A 15,938-nucleotide genomic window follows, 5' to 3' on the forward strand; every position below is an offset into this window, starting at 1 on the left:
AGCATTGTTATGAACCGGAGTCGTCAGGCATCGAGGCGCATCGGCAGCCCGCGCCGCGCCATGTGCTCCTTGGCTTCGCGGATGGTGAATTCCCCGAAATGGAAGATCGAGGCGGCCAGCACCGCCGTGGCGTGCCCGTCGCGGATGCCGTCGACGAGATGGTCGAGATTGCCGACGCCTCCCGAGGCGATCACGGGAACGGGAATACTGTCGGCGATCGCACGGGTCAGCGGAATGTCGAAGCCCTGCCTGGTGCCGTCGCGATCCATCGAGGTGAGCAGGATTTCACCGGCACCGAGCGAGACCACTTCCTGGGCATATTCGATCGCGTCGATGCCGGTGGAGTTGCGACCGCCATGGGTGAAGATCTCCCAGCGGTCGCCGCCCGGGCGCTTGACGCGCTTGGCGTCGATCGCGACCACCACGCACTGCTCGCCGAATTTTTCGGCAGCTTCCTTGACGAACTCGCGCCGCGCCACGGCGGCGCTGTTGATCGAGACCTTGTCGGCACCGGCGCGCAGCAGCGTCTTGATGTCGTTGACCTCGCGCACGCCGCCGCCGACGGTGACAGGCATGAAGCAGGCTTCCGCCGTGCACCGGACCACGTCCAGCATGATGCTGCGGTTCTCATGGGTCGCGGTGATGTCGAGGAAGGTGAGCTCGTCGGCGCCGGCGGCGTCATAGGCGATCGCGGCCTCGACGGGATCGCCGGCATCGCGCAGATCGACGAAGTTGACGCCCTTGACGACTCGGCCGTCCTTGACGTCGAGGCAGGGGATCACGCGCACCTTGAACATGGGCCAGCTCCTACGCGCGCGCGTTGCGGATCAAGGTGAGGGCGGCGGCGGGATCGAGCCGGCCGTCGTAGAGCGCGCGGCCGGCGATCGCGCCGGCGAGCTTCTCGGCGCGCGGCGCCAGCATCGCCTTGACGTCCTCGATCGAGGCGAGGCCGCCGGAGGCGATCACGGGAATGGAGATGGCGTCGGCGAGTGCGATGGTCGCATCCAGATTCAGGCCCTTGAGCAGGCCGTCGCGCGCGATGTCGGTGAAGATGATGGCGGCGACGCCGGCATCCTCGAAACGCCGCGCGATCTCGAGCACCGTGACCTGCGAGGTCTCGGCCCAACCTTCGACCGCGACCTTGCCGTCACGCGCGTCGAGCCCAACCGCGACGCGGCCGGGAAACTTCTTCGCCGCAGACTTCACCAATTCAGGATCGCGCACCGCGGCGGTGCCGATGATGACGCGGGTGATGCCCTTGTCGAGCCAGGCTTCGACCGTGGCGAAATCGCGAATGCCGCCGCCGAGCTGCACCGGGATCTTGATCGTCTTCAGCATCGCCTCGACGGCCTGCGCGTTGACCGGCTTGCCGGCGAAGGCGCCGTCGAGATCGACGACGTGGAGATATTCGAAGCCCTGCTCGGCAAAGCTCTGCGCCTGCGCGGCCGGATTGAGGTTGAACACGGTCGCACGCGCCATGTCGCCCTGCTCGAGGCGCACGCACTGGCCGTTCTTGAGGTCGATCGCGGGAAAGAGAATCACGGCTTCCATCGCAAAAAATTCGAGATCAGGGCCAGCCCGAAACGCTGGCTCTTCTCGGGGTGGAATTGCGTTCCGATCGCGGTCTCCTTCGCCACGATCGCGGTGACGGGGCCGCCGTAATCGGCGCGCGCGAGCACGTCCGCCTCGCTGGTGGCATTGAGGTGGTAAGAGTGCACGAAATAAGCGTGCTGGCCCTTGGGGCCGAGCGGCAGCTTGTTCAGCACCGGATGTTCCTGCAGCACGTCGAGCGTATTCCAGCCCATGTGCGGGATCTTCAGGCTTTCATCACGTGGCGTGATCTTCTCGACGTCACCGCCGATCCAGTTCAGGCCTTCAGTGATGACATGTTCCTTGCCCCGGCTCGCCATCAGCTGCATGCCGACGCAGACGCCGAAAAAGGGCCGCGCCTTGACCCGCACCGCCTCGGTGATCGCCTCGACCATGCCGTTGACGGCATCAAGGCCGCGCCGGCAATCGGCGAAGGCGCCGACGCCCGGCAGCACCAGACGATCAGCGCTGTAAGCCTGGTCCGGATCGCTGGTGACGAAGACCTTTTGCGGGCTCTCCAGGCTGCGCGCGGCGCGCTCGAACGCCTTGGCGGCGGAATGCAGGTTGCCGGAACCGTAATCGATGATGGCGACGCTCATCTTGACCCTCCCGGTTCTGGAAACAATCCAATGATGCCGCCGGCCGGAATTGGCGGCGGGTTCGAAAACGACTGACCCTGCGTGTTGCGGGTGGGCGGCGGACCGCCGCGATCGATGGCCCATTGATCGTTGACGATGCCGTGCTGCTTCTGGCTCCAGCGCTCGAAGAAGCGGCGCTCGGCGGTGTCGCCGTTGTCGGCGACCACCACGTCGAGCTGCCGCCATTTGCCGCGCGACAGCGTCCAGCGGCGCAGGCTCGAGGCTTCGAACCCCATCAGCAGCGCGATGACGAGATTGGCAAAGACGACCGAGCTGCGGCCGACACCGAGGCTGGACAGCCCCGCGCTGAACGCGGCCGTGAAAAGCACCCAGCCGATCAACGCCAGCCACAGCCGATTCCACAGCAGCCAGAACGGACCGAAGACCATCGCCCAGAAATGGAAGCCGTCGCGCACGAAGACGAACTTGTCGGTCGCGCGCAGATCGGCTCCGCCAGGGAAGGGAGCGTGAACTGTGTAGACAGGCATGATGATGCCCCGTTCTCTGAATTCAGTGATGCCGCCGGCAGCGTTTTGCCACCGAGACGAAGATGTCAGCCGCCGAGCGAACCCTTGGTGGACGGGATTTCGCCCGCCGCCTTCGGATCGATCGCGACCGCCGCGCGCAGCGCCCGCGCCAGGCCCTTGAAGCAGGACTCGGCGATATGGTGGCTGTTATCGCCATATAGTGTCTCGACGTGGAGAGTCACGCCGGCGTTGATGGCGAAGGCCTGGAACCACTCGCGCACCAGCTCGGTGTCGAACTCGCCGATCTTGTCGCGGGGGAAATCGACCTTGAACACCAGGAACGGGCGGCCCGAGATGTCGATGACCACGCGCGAGAGCGTCTCGTCCATGGGCATGTGCACGCCGGCATAGCGGGTGATGCCCGCCATGTTGCCGAGCGCCTGCCTGACCGCCTGGCCGAGCGCGATGCCGGTGTCTTCGGTGGTATGGTGATGATCAATGTGCAGATCGCCCACCGCCTTGACCGTGAGGTCGATGCGGGAATGGCGGGCGAGGAGATCGAGCATATGGTCGAAAAAGCCGATGCCGGTCGCGATATTGGACACGCCGGCGCCATCGAGGTTCACGGAAACCTCGATGTCGGTTTCCTTGGTCTTGCGCTTGATCGTCGCGGTGCGCATTGAGAGCTTTCGCTATGGTTTGCCCGAAAACGGCGGTCTTTTAACAGCCAAATGACGGCTTCGCTACTGCGGGAACGCTTCGGCAGGCCGGCACTTCCGCCTATGGTGAGCGAAATCTAGGGCCGGAACGGCCCGTTGTGCCCAGGTTGTGCCCTTTGCCCCGACCGCCTAAATCAGGCCGGACAACGAGGATCATCCATGCAGGCTTCCCAGAACAGCTCGCCGGTCTGGCACGGCACCACGATCTTGACGGTCCGCAAGGGCGGCAAAGTGGTGGTCGGCGGCGACGGCCAGGTCTCGATCGGCCAGACCGTGATCAAGTCCAATGCCAGGAAGGTCCGCAAGCTCGGCAAGGGCGACGTGATCGGGGGCTTTGCCGGCGCGACCGCCGACGCCTTCACGCTCTTCGAGCGGCTGGAAGCCAAACTCGAGCAATATCCGGGACAGCTGACCCGGGCCGCGGTCGAGCTCGCCAAGGACTGGCGCACGGACCGCTATCTGCGGCGGCTGGAGGCCATGATGATCGTCGCCGACAAGGACGTCTCCCTGGTGCTGACGGGCACCGGCGACGTGCTCGAGCCCGAGGCGGGCGTGATGGCGATCGGCTCCGGCGGCAACTATGCCCTTGCGGCGGCACGGGCCCTGCTCGACACCGACAAGGACGCCGAGACCATCGTCCGCCGCTCCCTCGACATCGCCGCCGACATCTGCGTCTACACCAACCGGAATGTGACGATCGAAAGCCTGGCGACGGGCTAGGCCATGGCGCATGCCTACACCTTCCGCCCGATGACCAGGGCCGACATGCCGCTGATCCGGCGGTGGCTGGACGCACCGCATGTCGCCGAATGGTGGCATGATCCGGAGACGCTTGAATTCGTCGGCGGCGACCTCGATCACCCTGACCTGGCGCAGTTCATCGTCAGCAAGGACGGGCAGGCCTTGGCGTATCTGCAGTGCTACCAGCTCGGCGAATGGCACCTCAGCTTCGGTCCGCAGCCGACAGGAACACGCGGCCTCGATCAGTTCATCGGCGAGGCCGACATGCTCGGATGCGGCCACGGCTCCGCTTTCATCCGCGCGTTCATCGAGGAGCTCTTCGTGCGCGGCGTGCCGCGCATCGTGATTGATCCGAATCCCGCCAATACCCGTGCGATCCGTGCCTATGAGAAGGCCGGATTTTTGCCGCAGCATATCATCGTCACGCCCGACGGTCCGGCACTCCTGATGATCCGAGACCCATGACGCTCGCCGTGACCCCCACCGCCAAGACCGCATTTCCGCCGCTCGCCTGGGTCGGCATCGCGCTGCTGCTGCTGGCGCTGCAGGCCTCGATCCTGCTTGCGATGGGGCGCGTGCCGATCTGCACCTGCGGCACCATCAAGCTCTGGCATGGGGTGGTGAACAGCTCGGAAAATTCCCAGCAGATCGCCGACTGGTACAGTTTTTCGCACGTGCTGCACGGCTTCCTGTTCTACGGCCTGACCTGGCTGCTGTTCGCACGGCTGCCGTTCCTGCCCTTGTCCTGGCCGGCCCGGCTGATCGTCGCCATGCTGATCGAGGGAGCCTGGGAGATCGTCGAGAACTCACCGTTCATCATCGAGCGCTATCGCGCCGGCACGATCTCGCTGGATTATTACGGCGACAGCATCGTCAATTCGGTCTCGGACAATCTGGCCATGATCCTGGGGTTCCTGGCCGCACGCGTGCTGCCGGTCACAGCGACCGTCCTGCTCGGCATCGCCTTCGAGATCATGCTGGCGCTCCACATTCGCGACAATCTGACGCTCAACATCCTGATGCTGATCCATCCGATCGAGGCCGTGAAACAATGGCAATCGGGGCCGCCGATCATCTGACCTGAAATCCGGCTTGTCCCGGCCCGCATCTGACCCTAGCTAAGCACACATGACAGACTTCTCTCCCCGCGAAATCGTTTCCGAACTCGACCGTTTCATCGTCGGCCAGGGCGACGCCAAACGCGCCGTCTCGATCGCGCTGCGCAACCGCTGGCGGCGGCAGCAGCTCTCCGGCTCCTTGCGGGAGGAGGTTCTGCCGAAGAACATCCTGATGATCGGCCCCACCGGCGTCGGCAAGACGGAAATCGCGCGACGGCTCGCCAAGCTCGCGAACGCGCCGTTCCTGAAGGTGGAAGCGACGAAATTCACCGAGGTCGGCTATGTCGGCCGCGACGTCGAGCAGATCGTGCGCGACCTCGTCGAGGTCGCGATCGCCCAGGTACGCGAGAAGAAGCGCAAGGACGTGCAGGCGCGTGCCCAGCTCGCCGCCGAGGAGCGCGTGCTCGATGCCTTGGTCGGCGCCAATGCGAGCTCGGCGACGCGCGAATCCTTCCGCAAGAAGCTGCGCGCCGGCGAGCTCAACGACAAGGAAATCGAGATCGAGACGCAATCGTCCGGCGGCGGCATGCCGATGTTCGAGATCCCGGGCATGCCGGGCGCGCAAATGGGCGCGATCTCGCTCGGCGACATTTTCGGCAAGTTGGGGGGACGCAGCAAGACGCGGCGGCTCACGGTCGAGAGCTCGCACGAGATCCTCGTCAACGAGGAATCCGACAAGCTGCTGGACACCGAGCAGCTGACGCTGGAGGCGATCAGCGCGGTCGAGAACAACGGCATCGTGTTCCTGGACGAGATCGACAAGATCTGCGCGCGCGACGGCCGCGTCGGCGGCGACGTCTCGCGCGAGGGCGTGCAGCGCGATCTCTTGCCGCTGATCGAAGGCACCACGGTCTCAACCAAGCACGGTGCGGTCAAGACCGACCACATCCTGTTCATTGCATCCGGCGCGTTCCACGTCGCCAAGCCGTCCGACCTGCTGCCGGAATTGCAGGGCCGCCTGCCGATCCGCGTCGAATTGCAGGCGCTGACCCGCGACGACATGCGCCGCATCCTGACCGAGCCCGAGGCCTCGCTGATCAAGCAATATATCGCGCTGATGCAGACCGAGGGCGTGACGCTCGACATCACCGACGGCGCAATCGACGCGCTTGCCGACGTCGCCGTGGCCGTCAACTCCACGGTCGAGAACATCGGCGCACGGCGGCTCCAGACCGTGATGGAGCGGGTGCTGGACGACATCTCGTTCACCGCCCCCGACCGCAGCGGCGAGACGATCAAGGTGGATGCGGACTTCGTGCAGAAGCACGTCGGGGACCTCGCCAAGAACGCGGATCTGAGCCGGTTCATTTTGTAATTTTGGTTCAGTCCGCTATCTATCCGCGGTCGTCCCTGCGAAAGCAGGGACCCATGACCACCAGCGGTCCTTGTTGAAGCAGATGGCGGCTCCGATCCCGGCACAAACGACCGCCTGTGGTTATGGGTCCCAGGTCGCGCTTCGCTTGCCCGGGACGACAGCGGAGGTTGCTCTCACCAGTTCGGGTGGGGCGTGACCGTACGCATCCTGCAAAATCCCTGGCGGCTTCTGCTCGCGATCAACGCGGCGGTCATCGTTGGCGTCTTCATCCACAAGATCCAGCTGCCGCCTTACGTCCCCTACATCCACCTCCTCGTCGACTATCATTTCGGCTTCATCAAGCGCGCGCTGATCGGTGCCGTCGTCGCCCTCTTCACCGACAAGGTGCCGGTCTGGCTTGTGTTCGCCCTCGGCGGGACGACGTGGCTGGTGACATCAGCGCTTTACGCAAGGCTGTTTCAGAAGGCCTTCGGCTTCACCGCGAGGACGCTGCCGCTGTTCGTCTTCACTGCGGGCTCGCCGTTCTTCCTGAAGAACTTCATGCACACGCTCGGCCATTTCGACATCTATGGCTGTGCGCTGGCGATCATCCTGCTGCTGATACCCTCAGGCTCGCTGCTGTTCGTTGCCACGGCCGCGCTGTTAGCGATCGTTCTCGTGCTGATTCACCACATCCATCTCTTGATGTATGTGCCGACCATCATCACCATCGTCGTGATCCGGCACTACCTTTCCCACGGCTGCAATCGCGCCGACGTCGCGTTCGGCATCGTCGCCCTCGCCCTGGTCTCCGCGCTGTTCCTCGCCGCGCAGTTTCTCGGAACGATGCCGATCCCGGAGGCGGACTTCGTCGCGTATCTCAAAACGCGGATGGCCAATCCGTCCCGCACCGACCTGCTGCAATTCGCCTACATCTGGTACCAGCCGCTGGCGAAGGAGGTTGCCGACACCTGGGGCCGCCTGCCGCACAACATTCTCGGCGTGCCCGTATTCGTCCTGCTGATCTGGCTGCACACGCCGCTGTGGCGCTATCTTGCGAACCTGATCCCCGCGGGTCACTTCAAATTCCTCCGGGTGTGGTCAGTCAAATTCCTCCACCCGCGAGGCAGGACAAGGGACTGTTAGTTTGAGTTTGTTTCCCGGGCAAGAGCTTCAGCGGCTTCTTTGAGCCGATAGCTGCGTCCGTCGAACTCAAGCAGATGGCAATGATGCATAAGGCGATCGAGGATCGTCGTGCTCATAGTGTTGTCCCCAAGGTATGCCCCCCAATCCTGCACGACGCGATTGGAGGTGACGATGACGCTGCGGCGCAGTTTGTAACGCTGATGGATCAGGGTCTGCAGCAAAGTGCCGGCGTCGTCGGGGATGGCGCGTGCGAGGAATAGATCGTCCAGCACGAGGAGATCGCAGTCGATGATGGTTCGCAGCCGGACCTCGCGTTGTGCCGGAGAGTTCAGGGCGTAGCGGTGGAAGAAGTCGTCGGTCTCAAGATACTGGACCTTGTGGCTTTGCAGGATCGCCTGATAGGCAATCGCCTTGGCGATGTGCGACTTCCCGGTGCCAGGTTTGCCAACAAGCAGAGCGTTCTCGCCAGCGGCAATGAACGCCAGGGTGTGGAGCTGGAAGCAGGTCTGACGTGGCAGTTTGGGATTGAAGGACCAGTCGAACTCGGCGAGCGTCAGCTTTTCGTCGAGCCCGGATTGCTGGTATCGCCGCTCGATAAGACGGGACTGACGACGGTCCAGTTCATCCTGCAGGATAAGGGAGAAGGTCTCGAGGAAGGGCTGGTTGGCGCCCTGCGCCTGGAGCACGCGCGTCTGCAGCGTGTCGCGGACACCCGACAGGCGCAGCTGTCGTAGGCAACGCTCAATTTCCGGCATGGTCATCATGTGGCTAGGTCTCCAGTTTAAGGTGAGAAGGTGCAGCGGGAGCGCTCGTGGCGCCGGAGTTGGCCGGGGTTGCGCAGGCGACACGAGCGCGGATTGCCGTGGCGTGATCGTCGTGAGCCTCGGCCTGCCGACCATTGTCGTCGGCGTCGCGCCGCACAGCGCGGCTGAAGAGGTCGCCGTATTCCGCGGGGGTACGGATCAGCGGATGATCCTGGGTGAGCGGCGATGCCGGCTGTGGCGTCACTCCAACCTGCTCGATCGCCTGTTCGAACAACCGCTCGACGGTCGCACGCACGTGCTTGTAGCGGTAGATGCGGTTGTCGATGGCGTGCGCGCAGGCCTGCTCGACCAGCCGCGCCGGATACTTCCGGCCCAGCCCGACAATGCCCCACATCGCGCGCTGTCCGGGGCGCCCTTCGGTGTCGAACACCTGCTGGCACAAGGCCCTGGTCTGCGGTCCGATGCGCTCGGCGCTCGCCAGCAGCACGGCGGTTTGCCGCGACGGGTTGAACGGCCGTTCGCTGGTCGGCAGGACGACAGAACCGGGGTGCGCCATCCGGGAATGAACACGCAGCAGCGCACGGGTGTGGCGATCACGGATCTCGATCGTGGTGGTGTAGATGCGCACGACGACCTGGCTGCCGATCGGCGCGGGCCGCGCGGCGTAATAGCTGTTGTCGACGCGTACGGCGGTGTCGTCGCAGACAGTCCGGACGACTTCGGTGAAGATGCGGAAGGGAGCGACAGGCAGCGGCCGCAGGTGCGGCTTCTCTTCCTGGAACATCGCCTCGACCTGACGGCGCGTGCTGCCGTGGATGCGTTTGGAAGCCCAGTTCTCCTCCCAGTGCCTCAAGAACTCGTTTTGCGCCTCCAGCGTCTCGAAGCGCCGTCCGGCCAGCGCAGTGCCCTGGGTATGTTGAATCGCATTCTCGACGCATCCTTTCCGATTTGGATCGGCCACGCGCGCGGGATCGGCGACCACGGCGTAATGAGCCAGCATCGCGCTGTAAATCGGGTTGAGCTGGGGCTCGTACAAATCCGGCTTGAGGACGCCTTCCTTCAGGTTGTCGAGCACGACATAGCTGGGGACCCCGCCAAAATACCGGAACGCCTCTTCGTGGAGCTGCGCCCAGACTTGTTGGCTGGACTTCCAGACTACCCGCCGGAAGCTGCGCCGCGAGTAGCGTAGCGTCATCACGAACAGGCGGGGACGACGGTACCGCCCGCTCTTCGGATCAACCGTCGGCGCGCCCTCGCCATAGTCGACCTGAGCTTCCTCGCCGGGGAGGAACTCAAGACGATCAAACTGCTCAGGATCAGCGTGCCGCAACCGGCGCACAAACCGCTTGACACTCTGGTAGCTGGACGGAAAGCCAAATTGATCAACCAGGTCCTGGTAAATCGCCTGCGCGTTCCGCTTCAGCCGGACCTGTTCTTCGATCCACGTCCGATGCGCTTCGCAAGCCGAACGGGCCAGGCTGCTGGTGACCGTCGCTTCCGATGTCCCAAAAGCCGGTGGTCGGGGTGGAGGAATTTGGCCGTCCGCGCTCACCGAGCCGGTGGTCACTTCCCCGGGGGAATTTGCCTCCGCACCGGCCCGCAGCGCCTGATAACGCCGGATCGTCTTGCGATCGACACCCGTCAGCCGGTGAATCTCGCGCTGGCTGGTGTTGCGATCAAGTAATGTAAGTACGGTGCTTTGCAGATGTCGCTTCAAGACGTTCAACTCCCCGGCCCCTTGCTGGCTAAAGGGGTCGAACATAAACGTCCTGCCTGACCGGCTACTGCTGTTCAGCGGCGCTGACGGCGATCATCAGGTGGGGGAGTTTCAAGTGACCATACCCGGGGGATTTTGACCGACCCACGGGGGCCGCGCCGGAAACGCCGGCTGCGGCTGCCGTTCACGGCCATGCAGCTGCTTGCCGTCCTGCTCGGACTTTTCCTCCTCACCTTTGCCGGCTTCGCCATCTTCAACAAGGATCCGCTCGGCGGCGAGCCGATGACCCGGATCGCGATCCGCGCTCCCGATGCCACGGACGAGAAGCCGGCGGCCTCCGGCCACGGCTCGGAGAGCAAGCCAGAGGGCAAGCACGAGACCAAGGAGGCGCCGAAGCAGGCCGCCCCCGGTGAGCAGAAGACCATCACCATGATCGACGGCTCGACCGGCGCCCGCCACGACGTGGTGATCGGCGGTGGCGATGCCGCCGACAAAGGCGAGGCGGCAAACGCCACGCCCTCCGTCATGGCCGGGATCAATCCGAAGCTCTTGGAGAAATCGCGCTACGGCATGATCCCGGTGGCCGCTGACGGGCTGAAGCCGTTCAACGTCTATGCGGCGGACGCCGACCGCGCCAAGGCTGCCAAGATGCCCGTGGTGGCGATCGTGATCGGCGGCCTCGGCGTCGGCGCCGCCAAGACCACCGACGCGATCATGAAGTTGCCGCCGGCAGTGACGCTGGCCTTCACGCCCTATGGCGCCGACCCCGGCAAGCTCGCCGAGCGGGCCCGTGCGCAGCACCACGAGATCTTCCTCCAGATCCCGATGGAGCCCTATGACTTCCCCGACAACGACCCGGGACCGCAGACGCTGCTGACCTCGCTCAGCCCCGACCAGAACATGGACCGTCTCTATTGGCACCTGAGCCGGATGCAGGGCTATGCCGGCCTCACCAATTTCATGGGCGCGCGATTCATCGCGACCGAGCCGGCGATGCAGCCGATCATCCGCGAGGCCGCCAAGCGCGGCCTCGGCTTCTTCGACGACGGCTCCTCGCCGCGCAGCATCGCGCCCCAGGCCGCGGCGAACCAGGCCATGCCCTTCGGCAAGGGCGACATCCCCATCGACGTGGTGCCGACGCCGACCGAGATCGACCGCGCCCTCAACAAGCTCGAAGCGACCGCACGCGAACGCGGCATCGCTGTCGGAACGGCCTCCGCCCTGCCCGTCTCGATCGAGCGCATCGGCGCCTGGACCAAGACATTGGGCGACCGAGGTATCCTTTTGGTGCCATTGACAACCGCGATGCTGAAATCAAAATCCAGCTAAATCAACGAATTGGTACGGCACGGCTCCCGCGGGGCCGCATCAAGCCGGACCTGAGGCATGCGAGAGGTCTGGCGGAATGGCGCGTTACGAGGATCTGCCCTACCGGACCTGCGTCGGTGTGATGCTGCTCAATCCAAAGGGACTGGTGTTCATCGGCCGCCGCGCCGGCGGCATCGAGCATGTCGACGACACCCATGTCTGGCAGATGCCGCAGGGCGGCGTCGACCCCGGCGAGGACACCTGGGAAGCCGCCAAGCGCGAGCTCTACGAGGAGACCAGCGTACGCTCGGTCGAGCGGCTCGGCGAGGTCCCGGACTGGCTCACTTACGACATTCCACGCACGGTTGCAGGGCGCGCCTGGAAGGGCCGCTACCGCGGCCAGCGCCAGAAATGGTACGCGGTGCGTTTCACCGGCAAGGACAGCGAGATCAACGTCGAGAAGCCCGGCGGTGGCGGCCACAAGGCGGAATTCGTGAGCTGGCGCTGGGAATCGATGAAGAATCTCCCTGGGTTGATCATCCCCTTCAAGCGCCCGGTCTATGAGCGCGTGGTGAAGGAATTTTCTGCGCTGGCGGATGAATGATCCACTGTCGCTCCACCCTCGCTCGTCATCCCCGCGAAGGCGGGGATCCATAACCCCAGGCGGCAGTGGTGGGCCGAATATCACTACGAGCTTCCAACCGTCGACTGCCTGTGGTTATGGATTCTCAGATGCGCAATTGCGCATCGGAGCTCGCGCTCCGCGCGCCCCGGAATGACAAAGATGACCAATGAAAAGCCCTACCGTCCCAACGTGGGCATCGCCCTGTTCAATGCTGGCGGCCGTGTGCTGATCGGACACCGCTTCAAGGGCGATGGGCCGGAGATCATCCTGCCGGGGCTCGACTGGCAGATGCCGCAGGGCGGCGTCGACGAGGGTGAGAACCTGCGCGATGCGGCGATGCGCGAGCTCTGGGAGGAGACCAGCGTGGTCAGCGCCGACTATCTCGGCGAGACCGACTGGTTCACCTACGAATTCCCGCCTTACGACGGGCCGCAGACGCACCGGCTGGCGAAGTTCCGAGGCCAGCGCCAGAAATGGTTCGCGCTGCGCTTCACCGGCCGCGACGACGAGATCGATCCGCTGACACCGCGAAACGGCCAGCCCGCCGAGTTCGACGCCTGGCGCTGGGAGCGTCTCGACCGCGTCGCCGATCTCGTGGTGCCGTTCCGCCGCGATGTGTATCGCGCCGTGGCGCGAGAGTTTGCGGTGTTCGGAAACTGAAAACCGCTAAAACAACCCCATGCACAGTAGCGAAGTGTTTGATACATCGCGATAAAATCGGCGGCAGCTCCAGCGATCCCGCAACAAGGTTTCAGCGCCCGCCACGGTGGTGACGAGCGCTGATCCTGTTCAGGAATTCCAGGCTTGAGCCCCGGAGCGGTGCCCCGGGGCTTAGTGCATAGCCGTGGAGCTGAGCTGCTGCTGGATGCTCTTGAAGTGGTCGAGCCGCTCGATGGCGTGATCAAGCTCGCCGCCTTCGTGCTCCTTCAGTCCCTCTTCCATCTCCGCAATCGTCTCGGCGAACTGGGCACGGTCGAGCTCGGCCAGCGACGTCGCGACGTCGGCGAGCACGGTCAGGCCCTTGTCGGAGACCTCAGCGATGCCACCGAGCACGATGACCTTCTCGTGCCTGCCGCCGCTGGTGATGGTGAGAATGCCCGGGCGGATCGCGGCCACGACCGGCGCATGTCCGGCCAGCACGCCGAAATCACCCTCGACGCCGGGGATGTCGACTTGATCGACCTCGCCTGAGAAGGCGAGCTTTTCCGGAGAGACGAGATCGAAGTGGAAGGTGGCCATGGGAAACCTGCGAATAGCGAGTGGCGAATAGCGAGTGGCGGTCGGGAGCAGCGGACTATTCGCTACTCCCCATTCGCCATTCGCCTCTTAAGCCGCTTCAGCGGCGAGCTTCTTGCCCTTCTCGACGGCTTCTTCAATGGTCCCGACCATGTAGAAGGCGGCTTCCGGCAGGTGATCGTACTTGCCTTCGACCAGGCCCTTGAAGCCCTTGATGGTGTCGGCGAGCTCGACGAACTTGCCCGGCGATCCCGTGAAGATTTCGGCGACGTGGAACGGCTGCGACATGAAGCGCTCGACCTTGCGGGCGCGGGCCACCGTCAGCTTGTCCTCTTCCGAAAGCTCGTCCATGCCGAGAATGGCGATGATGTCCTGGAGCGCCTTGTAGCGCTGCAGCACCTGCTGGACCTGACGGGCGACCGCGTAGTGCTCCTCGCCGACGACCAGCGGGGAGAGCATGCGCGAGGTCGAGTCGAGCGGGTCCACCGCCGGGTAGATGCCCTTTTCGGCGATCGAGCGCGACAGCGTGGTGGTCGCGTCAAGATGCGCGAACGAGGTCGCCGGCGCCGGGTCGGTCAAGTCGTCGGCCGGAACGTAGATGGCCTGCACCGAGGTGATCGAGCCCTTCTGCGTGGTGGTGATGCGCTCCTGCAGCGCGCCCATGTCGGTGGCGAGCGTCGGCTGATAACCCACGGCGCTCGGAATACGGCCGAGCAGCGCCGACACTTCCGAGCCGGCCTGGGTGAAGCGGAAGATGTTGTCGACGAAGAACAGCACGTCCTGGCCCTTGTCGCGGAAGTCTTCCGCGATGGTGAGACCGGTGAGCGCGACGCGGGCACGGGCGCCCGGCGGCTCGTTCATCTGGCCGAACACCAGCGCGCACTTCGACTTCACGCTCGGATCCGGATTCTTCGGATCGGCGTTGACCTTGGACTCGATGAACTCGTGATAGAGGTCGTTGCCCTCGCGGGTACGCTCGCCGACACCGGCGAAGACGGAGTAGCCGCCGTGCGCCTTCGCGACGTTGTTGATCAGTTCCTGAATCAGCACGGTCTTGCCGACGCCGGCGCCGCCGAACAGGCCGATCTTGCCGCCCTTGGCGTAGGGAGCGAGCAGGTCGACGACCTTGATGCCGGTGACGAGAATTTCTGCCTCGGTCGACTGGTCGGTGTAGCTCGGTGCCTCCTGGTGGATGGCGCGCAGGCCTTCCGACTTGACCGGACCGGCTTCGTCGATCGGCTCGCCGATGACGTTGATGATGCGGCCGAGCGTACCTTCGCCGACGGGAACGCGGATCGGCGCGCCGGTGTCGCTCACTTCCTGGCCGCGGACGAGACCTTCGGTGGTGTCCATCGCGATCGTGCGCACCGTGGATTCACCGAGATGCTGGGCGACTTCGAGCACCAGCCGGTTGCCGCCGTTCTTGGTCTCGAGCGAGTTGAGAATGGCCGGGAGGTGGCCTTCGAACTGCACGTCGACGACGGCGCCGATGACCTGGGTGACGCGACCGACCTGGGCTGCCATTGAATGTCTCCTTCGATCCGAATTCAGCTCATGATCGGATCATGAGCTAGTTTCACTTTTGAGCATGATCTTCGGGAAAACCGGTTTCCACTTTCCCGGATCATGCTCGGTAGACCACGGTCAACTTGACCGGGATGTTGCGTGTGATGGGTACCGACGCGCCTTGATCAGACGGCCTCGGCGCCCGAGATGATTTCGATCAGTTCCTTGGTGATCTGCGCCTGACGCGTGCGGTTGTAGACCAGCGTCTGCTTGCGGATCATTTCACCGGCGTTGCGCGTCGCGTTGTCCATCGCGCTCATCTGCGCACCATAGAACGAAGCGTTGTTCTCGAGCAGCGCGCGGAAGATCTGGACGGCGAGGTTGCGCGGCAGAAGGCGGGTGAGGATCTCGTCCTCTTCCGGCTCGTATTCGTAGGACGTGGTGCTCGCAGCAGCGCTCTCCTCGACGACCAGCGGGATCACCTGCTGGGCGGTCGGGATCTGCGCGATCACCGACTTGAAGCGCGAATAGAACAGCGTGCAGACGTCGAACTCGCCGTTCTCGAAACGCGCCAGGACCTTCTTGGCGATGTCCTCGGCATTGACGAAGCCGAGCTGGCGGACGCTGCGCAGATCCAGATGCTCGACGATCTGCTTGTCGAACTGGCGGCGGAGCTGCTCGTAGCCCTTGCGGCCGACGCAGAAGAATTTCACGTCCTTGCCCTGCGCCATCAGCGCCAGGGCACGTTCGCGCGCCAGGCGCACGATCGAGGAATTGAAGGCGCCGGACAGGCCGCGCTCGCCGGTGCAGACCAGCAGCAGATGAACCTGGTCCCTGCCGGTGCCGGCCAGCAGAACCGGCGCGCCGGGCGAGCCCGCGGCGGCGCTGGCGATGTTGGAGATCACCGCGCTCATCTTGTCGGCATAGGGACGCGCCGCTTCCGCGGCGGTCTGCGCACGGCGCAGCTTCGAGGCTGCGACCATCTGCATGGCCCTGGTGATCTTTTGCGTCGCCTTGGTGGAGGCGATGCGGACGCGCATGTCTTTAAGTGACGCCATTCTTCGTTCAC

Annotated in this window: 18 protein-coding genes; 8 read left to right on the forward strand and 10 right to left on the reverse strand. The window is 64.4% G+C overall.

Annotation, left to right across the window (positions count from 1 at the left end; genetic code table 11):
- Positions 1–23: 23 nt before the first annotated feature.
- The 5 genes from hisF to hisB all read right to left on the reverse strand — a co-directional run bounded on the left by hisF (position 24) and on the right by hisB (position 3,375).
- Positions 24–797 (reverse strand): imidazole glycerol phosphate synthase subunit HisF, encoded by a 774-nt coding sequence (gene hisF / locus ABIF91_RS15860; RefSeq protein ID WP_028180743.1) that lies wholly within the window; start codon positions 795–797, stop codon positions 24–26.
- Positions 798–807: 10 nt separating this feature from the next.
- Positions 808–1,542, reverse strand: a complete 735-nt coding sequence (gene hisA, locus ABIF91_RS15865) for a 1-(5-phosphoribosyl)-5-[(5-phosphoribosylamino)methylideneamino]imidazole-4-carboxamide isomerase (RefSeq protein WP_035668992.1) — start codon at positions 1,540–1,542, stop codon at positions 808–810.
- Complete coding sequence (gene hisH, locus ABIF91_RS15870; protein ID WP_028180745.1) at positions 1,539–2,189, reverse strand: imidazole glycerol phosphate synthase subunit HisH; 651 nt, start codon at positions 2,187–2,189, stop codon at positions 1,539–1,541. Before hisH ends, hisA begins: the two co-directional genes overlap by 4 nt.
- The gene (locus tag ABIF91_RS15875; RefSeq protein ID WP_028180746.1) at positions 2,186–2,716 is read right to left on the reverse strand and encodes a DUF2628 domain-containing protein; all 531 of its coding nucleotides are present in this window, start codon (positions 2,714–2,716) and stop codon (positions 2,186–2,188) included. The genes hisH and ABIF91_RS15875 overlap by 4 nt, the downstream gene beginning before the upstream one ends.
- A gap of 65 nt (positions 2,717–2,781) precedes the next feature.
- A complete protein-coding gene (gene hisB, locus ABIF91_RS15880; protein WP_028180747.1) occupies positions 2,782–3,375 on the reverse strand; it encodes an imidazoleglycerol-phosphate dehydratase HisB in 594 nt (197 codons plus the stop codon).
- A gap of 198 nt (positions 3,376–3,573) precedes the next feature.
- Here hisB and hslV point away from each other — a divergent pair, with 198 nt between their 5' ends.
- The 5 genes from hslV (at position 3,574) to ABIF91_RS15905 (ending at position 7,713) form a co-directional block, all read left to right on the forward strand.
- Positions 3,574–4,134, forward strand: coding sequence for an ATP-dependent protease subunit HslV (gene hslV, locus ABIF91_RS15885; protein ID WP_028180748.1), 561 nt, complete (start codon positions 3,574–3,576; stop codon positions 4,132–4,134).
- Positions 4,135–4,137: 3 nt separating this feature from the next.
- Positions 4,138–4,620, forward strand: a complete 483-nt coding sequence (locus ABIF91_RS15890; RefSeq protein WP_028180749.1) for a GNAT family N-acetyltransferase — start codon at positions 4,138–4,140, stop codon at positions 4,618–4,620.
- A complete protein-coding gene (locus ABIF91_RS15895; RefSeq protein WP_028180750.1) occupies positions 4,617–5,234 on the forward strand; it encodes a DUF2585 domain-containing protein in 618 nt (205 codons plus the stop codon). Before ABIF91_RS15890 ends, ABIF91_RS15895 begins: the two co-directional genes overlap by 4 nt.
- Before the next feature lie 49 nt (positions 5,235–5,283).
- Positions 5,284–6,588 (forward strand): ATP-dependent protease ATPase subunit HslU, encoded by a 1,305-nt coding sequence (gene hslU, locus ABIF91_RS15900; RefSeq protein WP_028180751.1) that lies wholly within the window; start codon positions 5,284–5,286, stop codon positions 6,586–6,588.
- A 192-nt stretch (positions 6,589–6,780) separates the two neighbouring features.
- On the forward strand, positions 6,781–7,713 hold the full coding sequence (locus tag ABIF91_RS15905) for a hypothetical protein (RefSeq protein WP_245285500.1): 933 nt from the start codon (positions 6,781–6,783) through the stop codon (positions 7,711–7,713).
- Here the strand turns inward: ABIF91_RS15905 and istB are convergent.
- Positions 7,710–8,477, reverse strand: a complete 768-nt coding sequence (istB, locus tag ABIF91_RS15910; protein ID WP_038952109.1) for an IS21-like element IS1631 family helper ATPase IstB — start codon at positions 8,475–8,477, stop codon at positions 7,710–7,712. The two genes, ABIF91_RS15905 and istB, sit on opposite strands and share 4 nt — an antisense overlap.
- A 4-nt stretch (positions 8,478–8,481) precedes the next feature.
- Positions 8,482–10,239, reverse strand: coding sequence for an IS21-like element IS1631 family transposase (istA, locus tag ABIF91_RS15915; protein ID WP_424579105.1), 1,758 nt, complete (start codon positions 10,237–10,239; stop codon positions 8,482–8,484).
- 147 nt (positions 10,240–10,386) lie between these two features.
- Between istA and ABIF91_RS15920 the strand changes: the two genes are divergently transcribed.
- The 3 genes from ABIF91_RS15920 (at position 10,387) to ABIF91_RS15930 (ending at position 12,787) form a co-directional block, all read left to right on the forward strand.
- A complete protein-coding gene (locus tag ABIF91_RS15920; RefSeq protein ID WP_245285430.1) occupies positions 10,387–11,523 on the forward strand; it encodes a divergent polysaccharide deacetylase family protein in 1,137 nt (378 codons plus the stop codon).
- A 76-nt stretch (positions 11,524–11,599) separates the two neighbouring features.
- Positions 11,600–12,106: an RNA pyrophosphohydrolase gene (locus ABIF91_RS15925; protein WP_028177714.1), complete on the forward strand. Its 507-nt coding sequence runs from the start codon at positions 11,600–11,602 to the stop codon at positions 12,104–12,106.
- Between the two features lie 180 nt (positions 12,107–12,286).
- On the forward strand, positions 12,287–12,787 hold the full coding sequence (locus ABIF91_RS15930) for an RNA pyrophosphohydrolase (protein WP_028177715.1): 501 nt from the start codon (positions 12,287–12,289) through the stop codon (positions 12,785–12,787).
- Between the two features lie 171 nt (positions 12,788–12,958).
- Here ABIF91_RS15930 and ABIF91_RS15935 read toward each other — a convergent pair whose 3' ends face one another.
- The 3 genes from ABIF91_RS15935 to ABIF91_RS15945 all read right to left on the reverse strand — a co-directional run bounded on the left by ABIF91_RS15935 (position 12,959) and on the right by ABIF91_RS15945 (position 15,927).
- Positions 12,959–13,366 carry a F0F1 ATP synthase subunit epsilon gene (locus ABIF91_RS15935; RefSeq protein ID WP_028177716.1) on the reverse strand — a complete coding sequence of 136 codons (408 nt, stop codon included), beginning with the start codon at positions 13,364–13,366 and terminating at the stop codon, positions 12,959–12,961.
- An 87-nt stretch (positions 13,367–13,453) separates the two neighbouring features.
- Positions 13,454–14,887 carry a F0F1 ATP synthase subunit beta gene (gene atpD, locus ABIF91_RS15940; RefSeq protein WP_028177717.1) on the reverse strand — a complete coding sequence of 478 codons (1,434 nt, stop codon included), beginning with the start codon at positions 14,885–14,887 and terminating at the stop codon, positions 13,454–13,456.
- Between the two features lie 167 nt (positions 14,888–15,054).
- Entirely contained in the window at positions 15,055–15,927 is an 873-nt protein-coding gene (locus ABIF91_RS15945) for a F0F1 ATP synthase subunit gamma (RefSeq protein ID WP_028177718.1), read from the reverse strand.
- Positions 15,928–15,938: the final 11 nt, after the last annotated feature.

This window comes from Bradyrhizobium sp. USDA 241, assembly GCF_049739505.1.
Classification (GTDB): Bacteria; Pseudomonadota; Alphaproteobacteria; order Rhizobiales; family Xanthobacteraceae; genus Bradyrhizobium; species Bradyrhizobium liaoningense.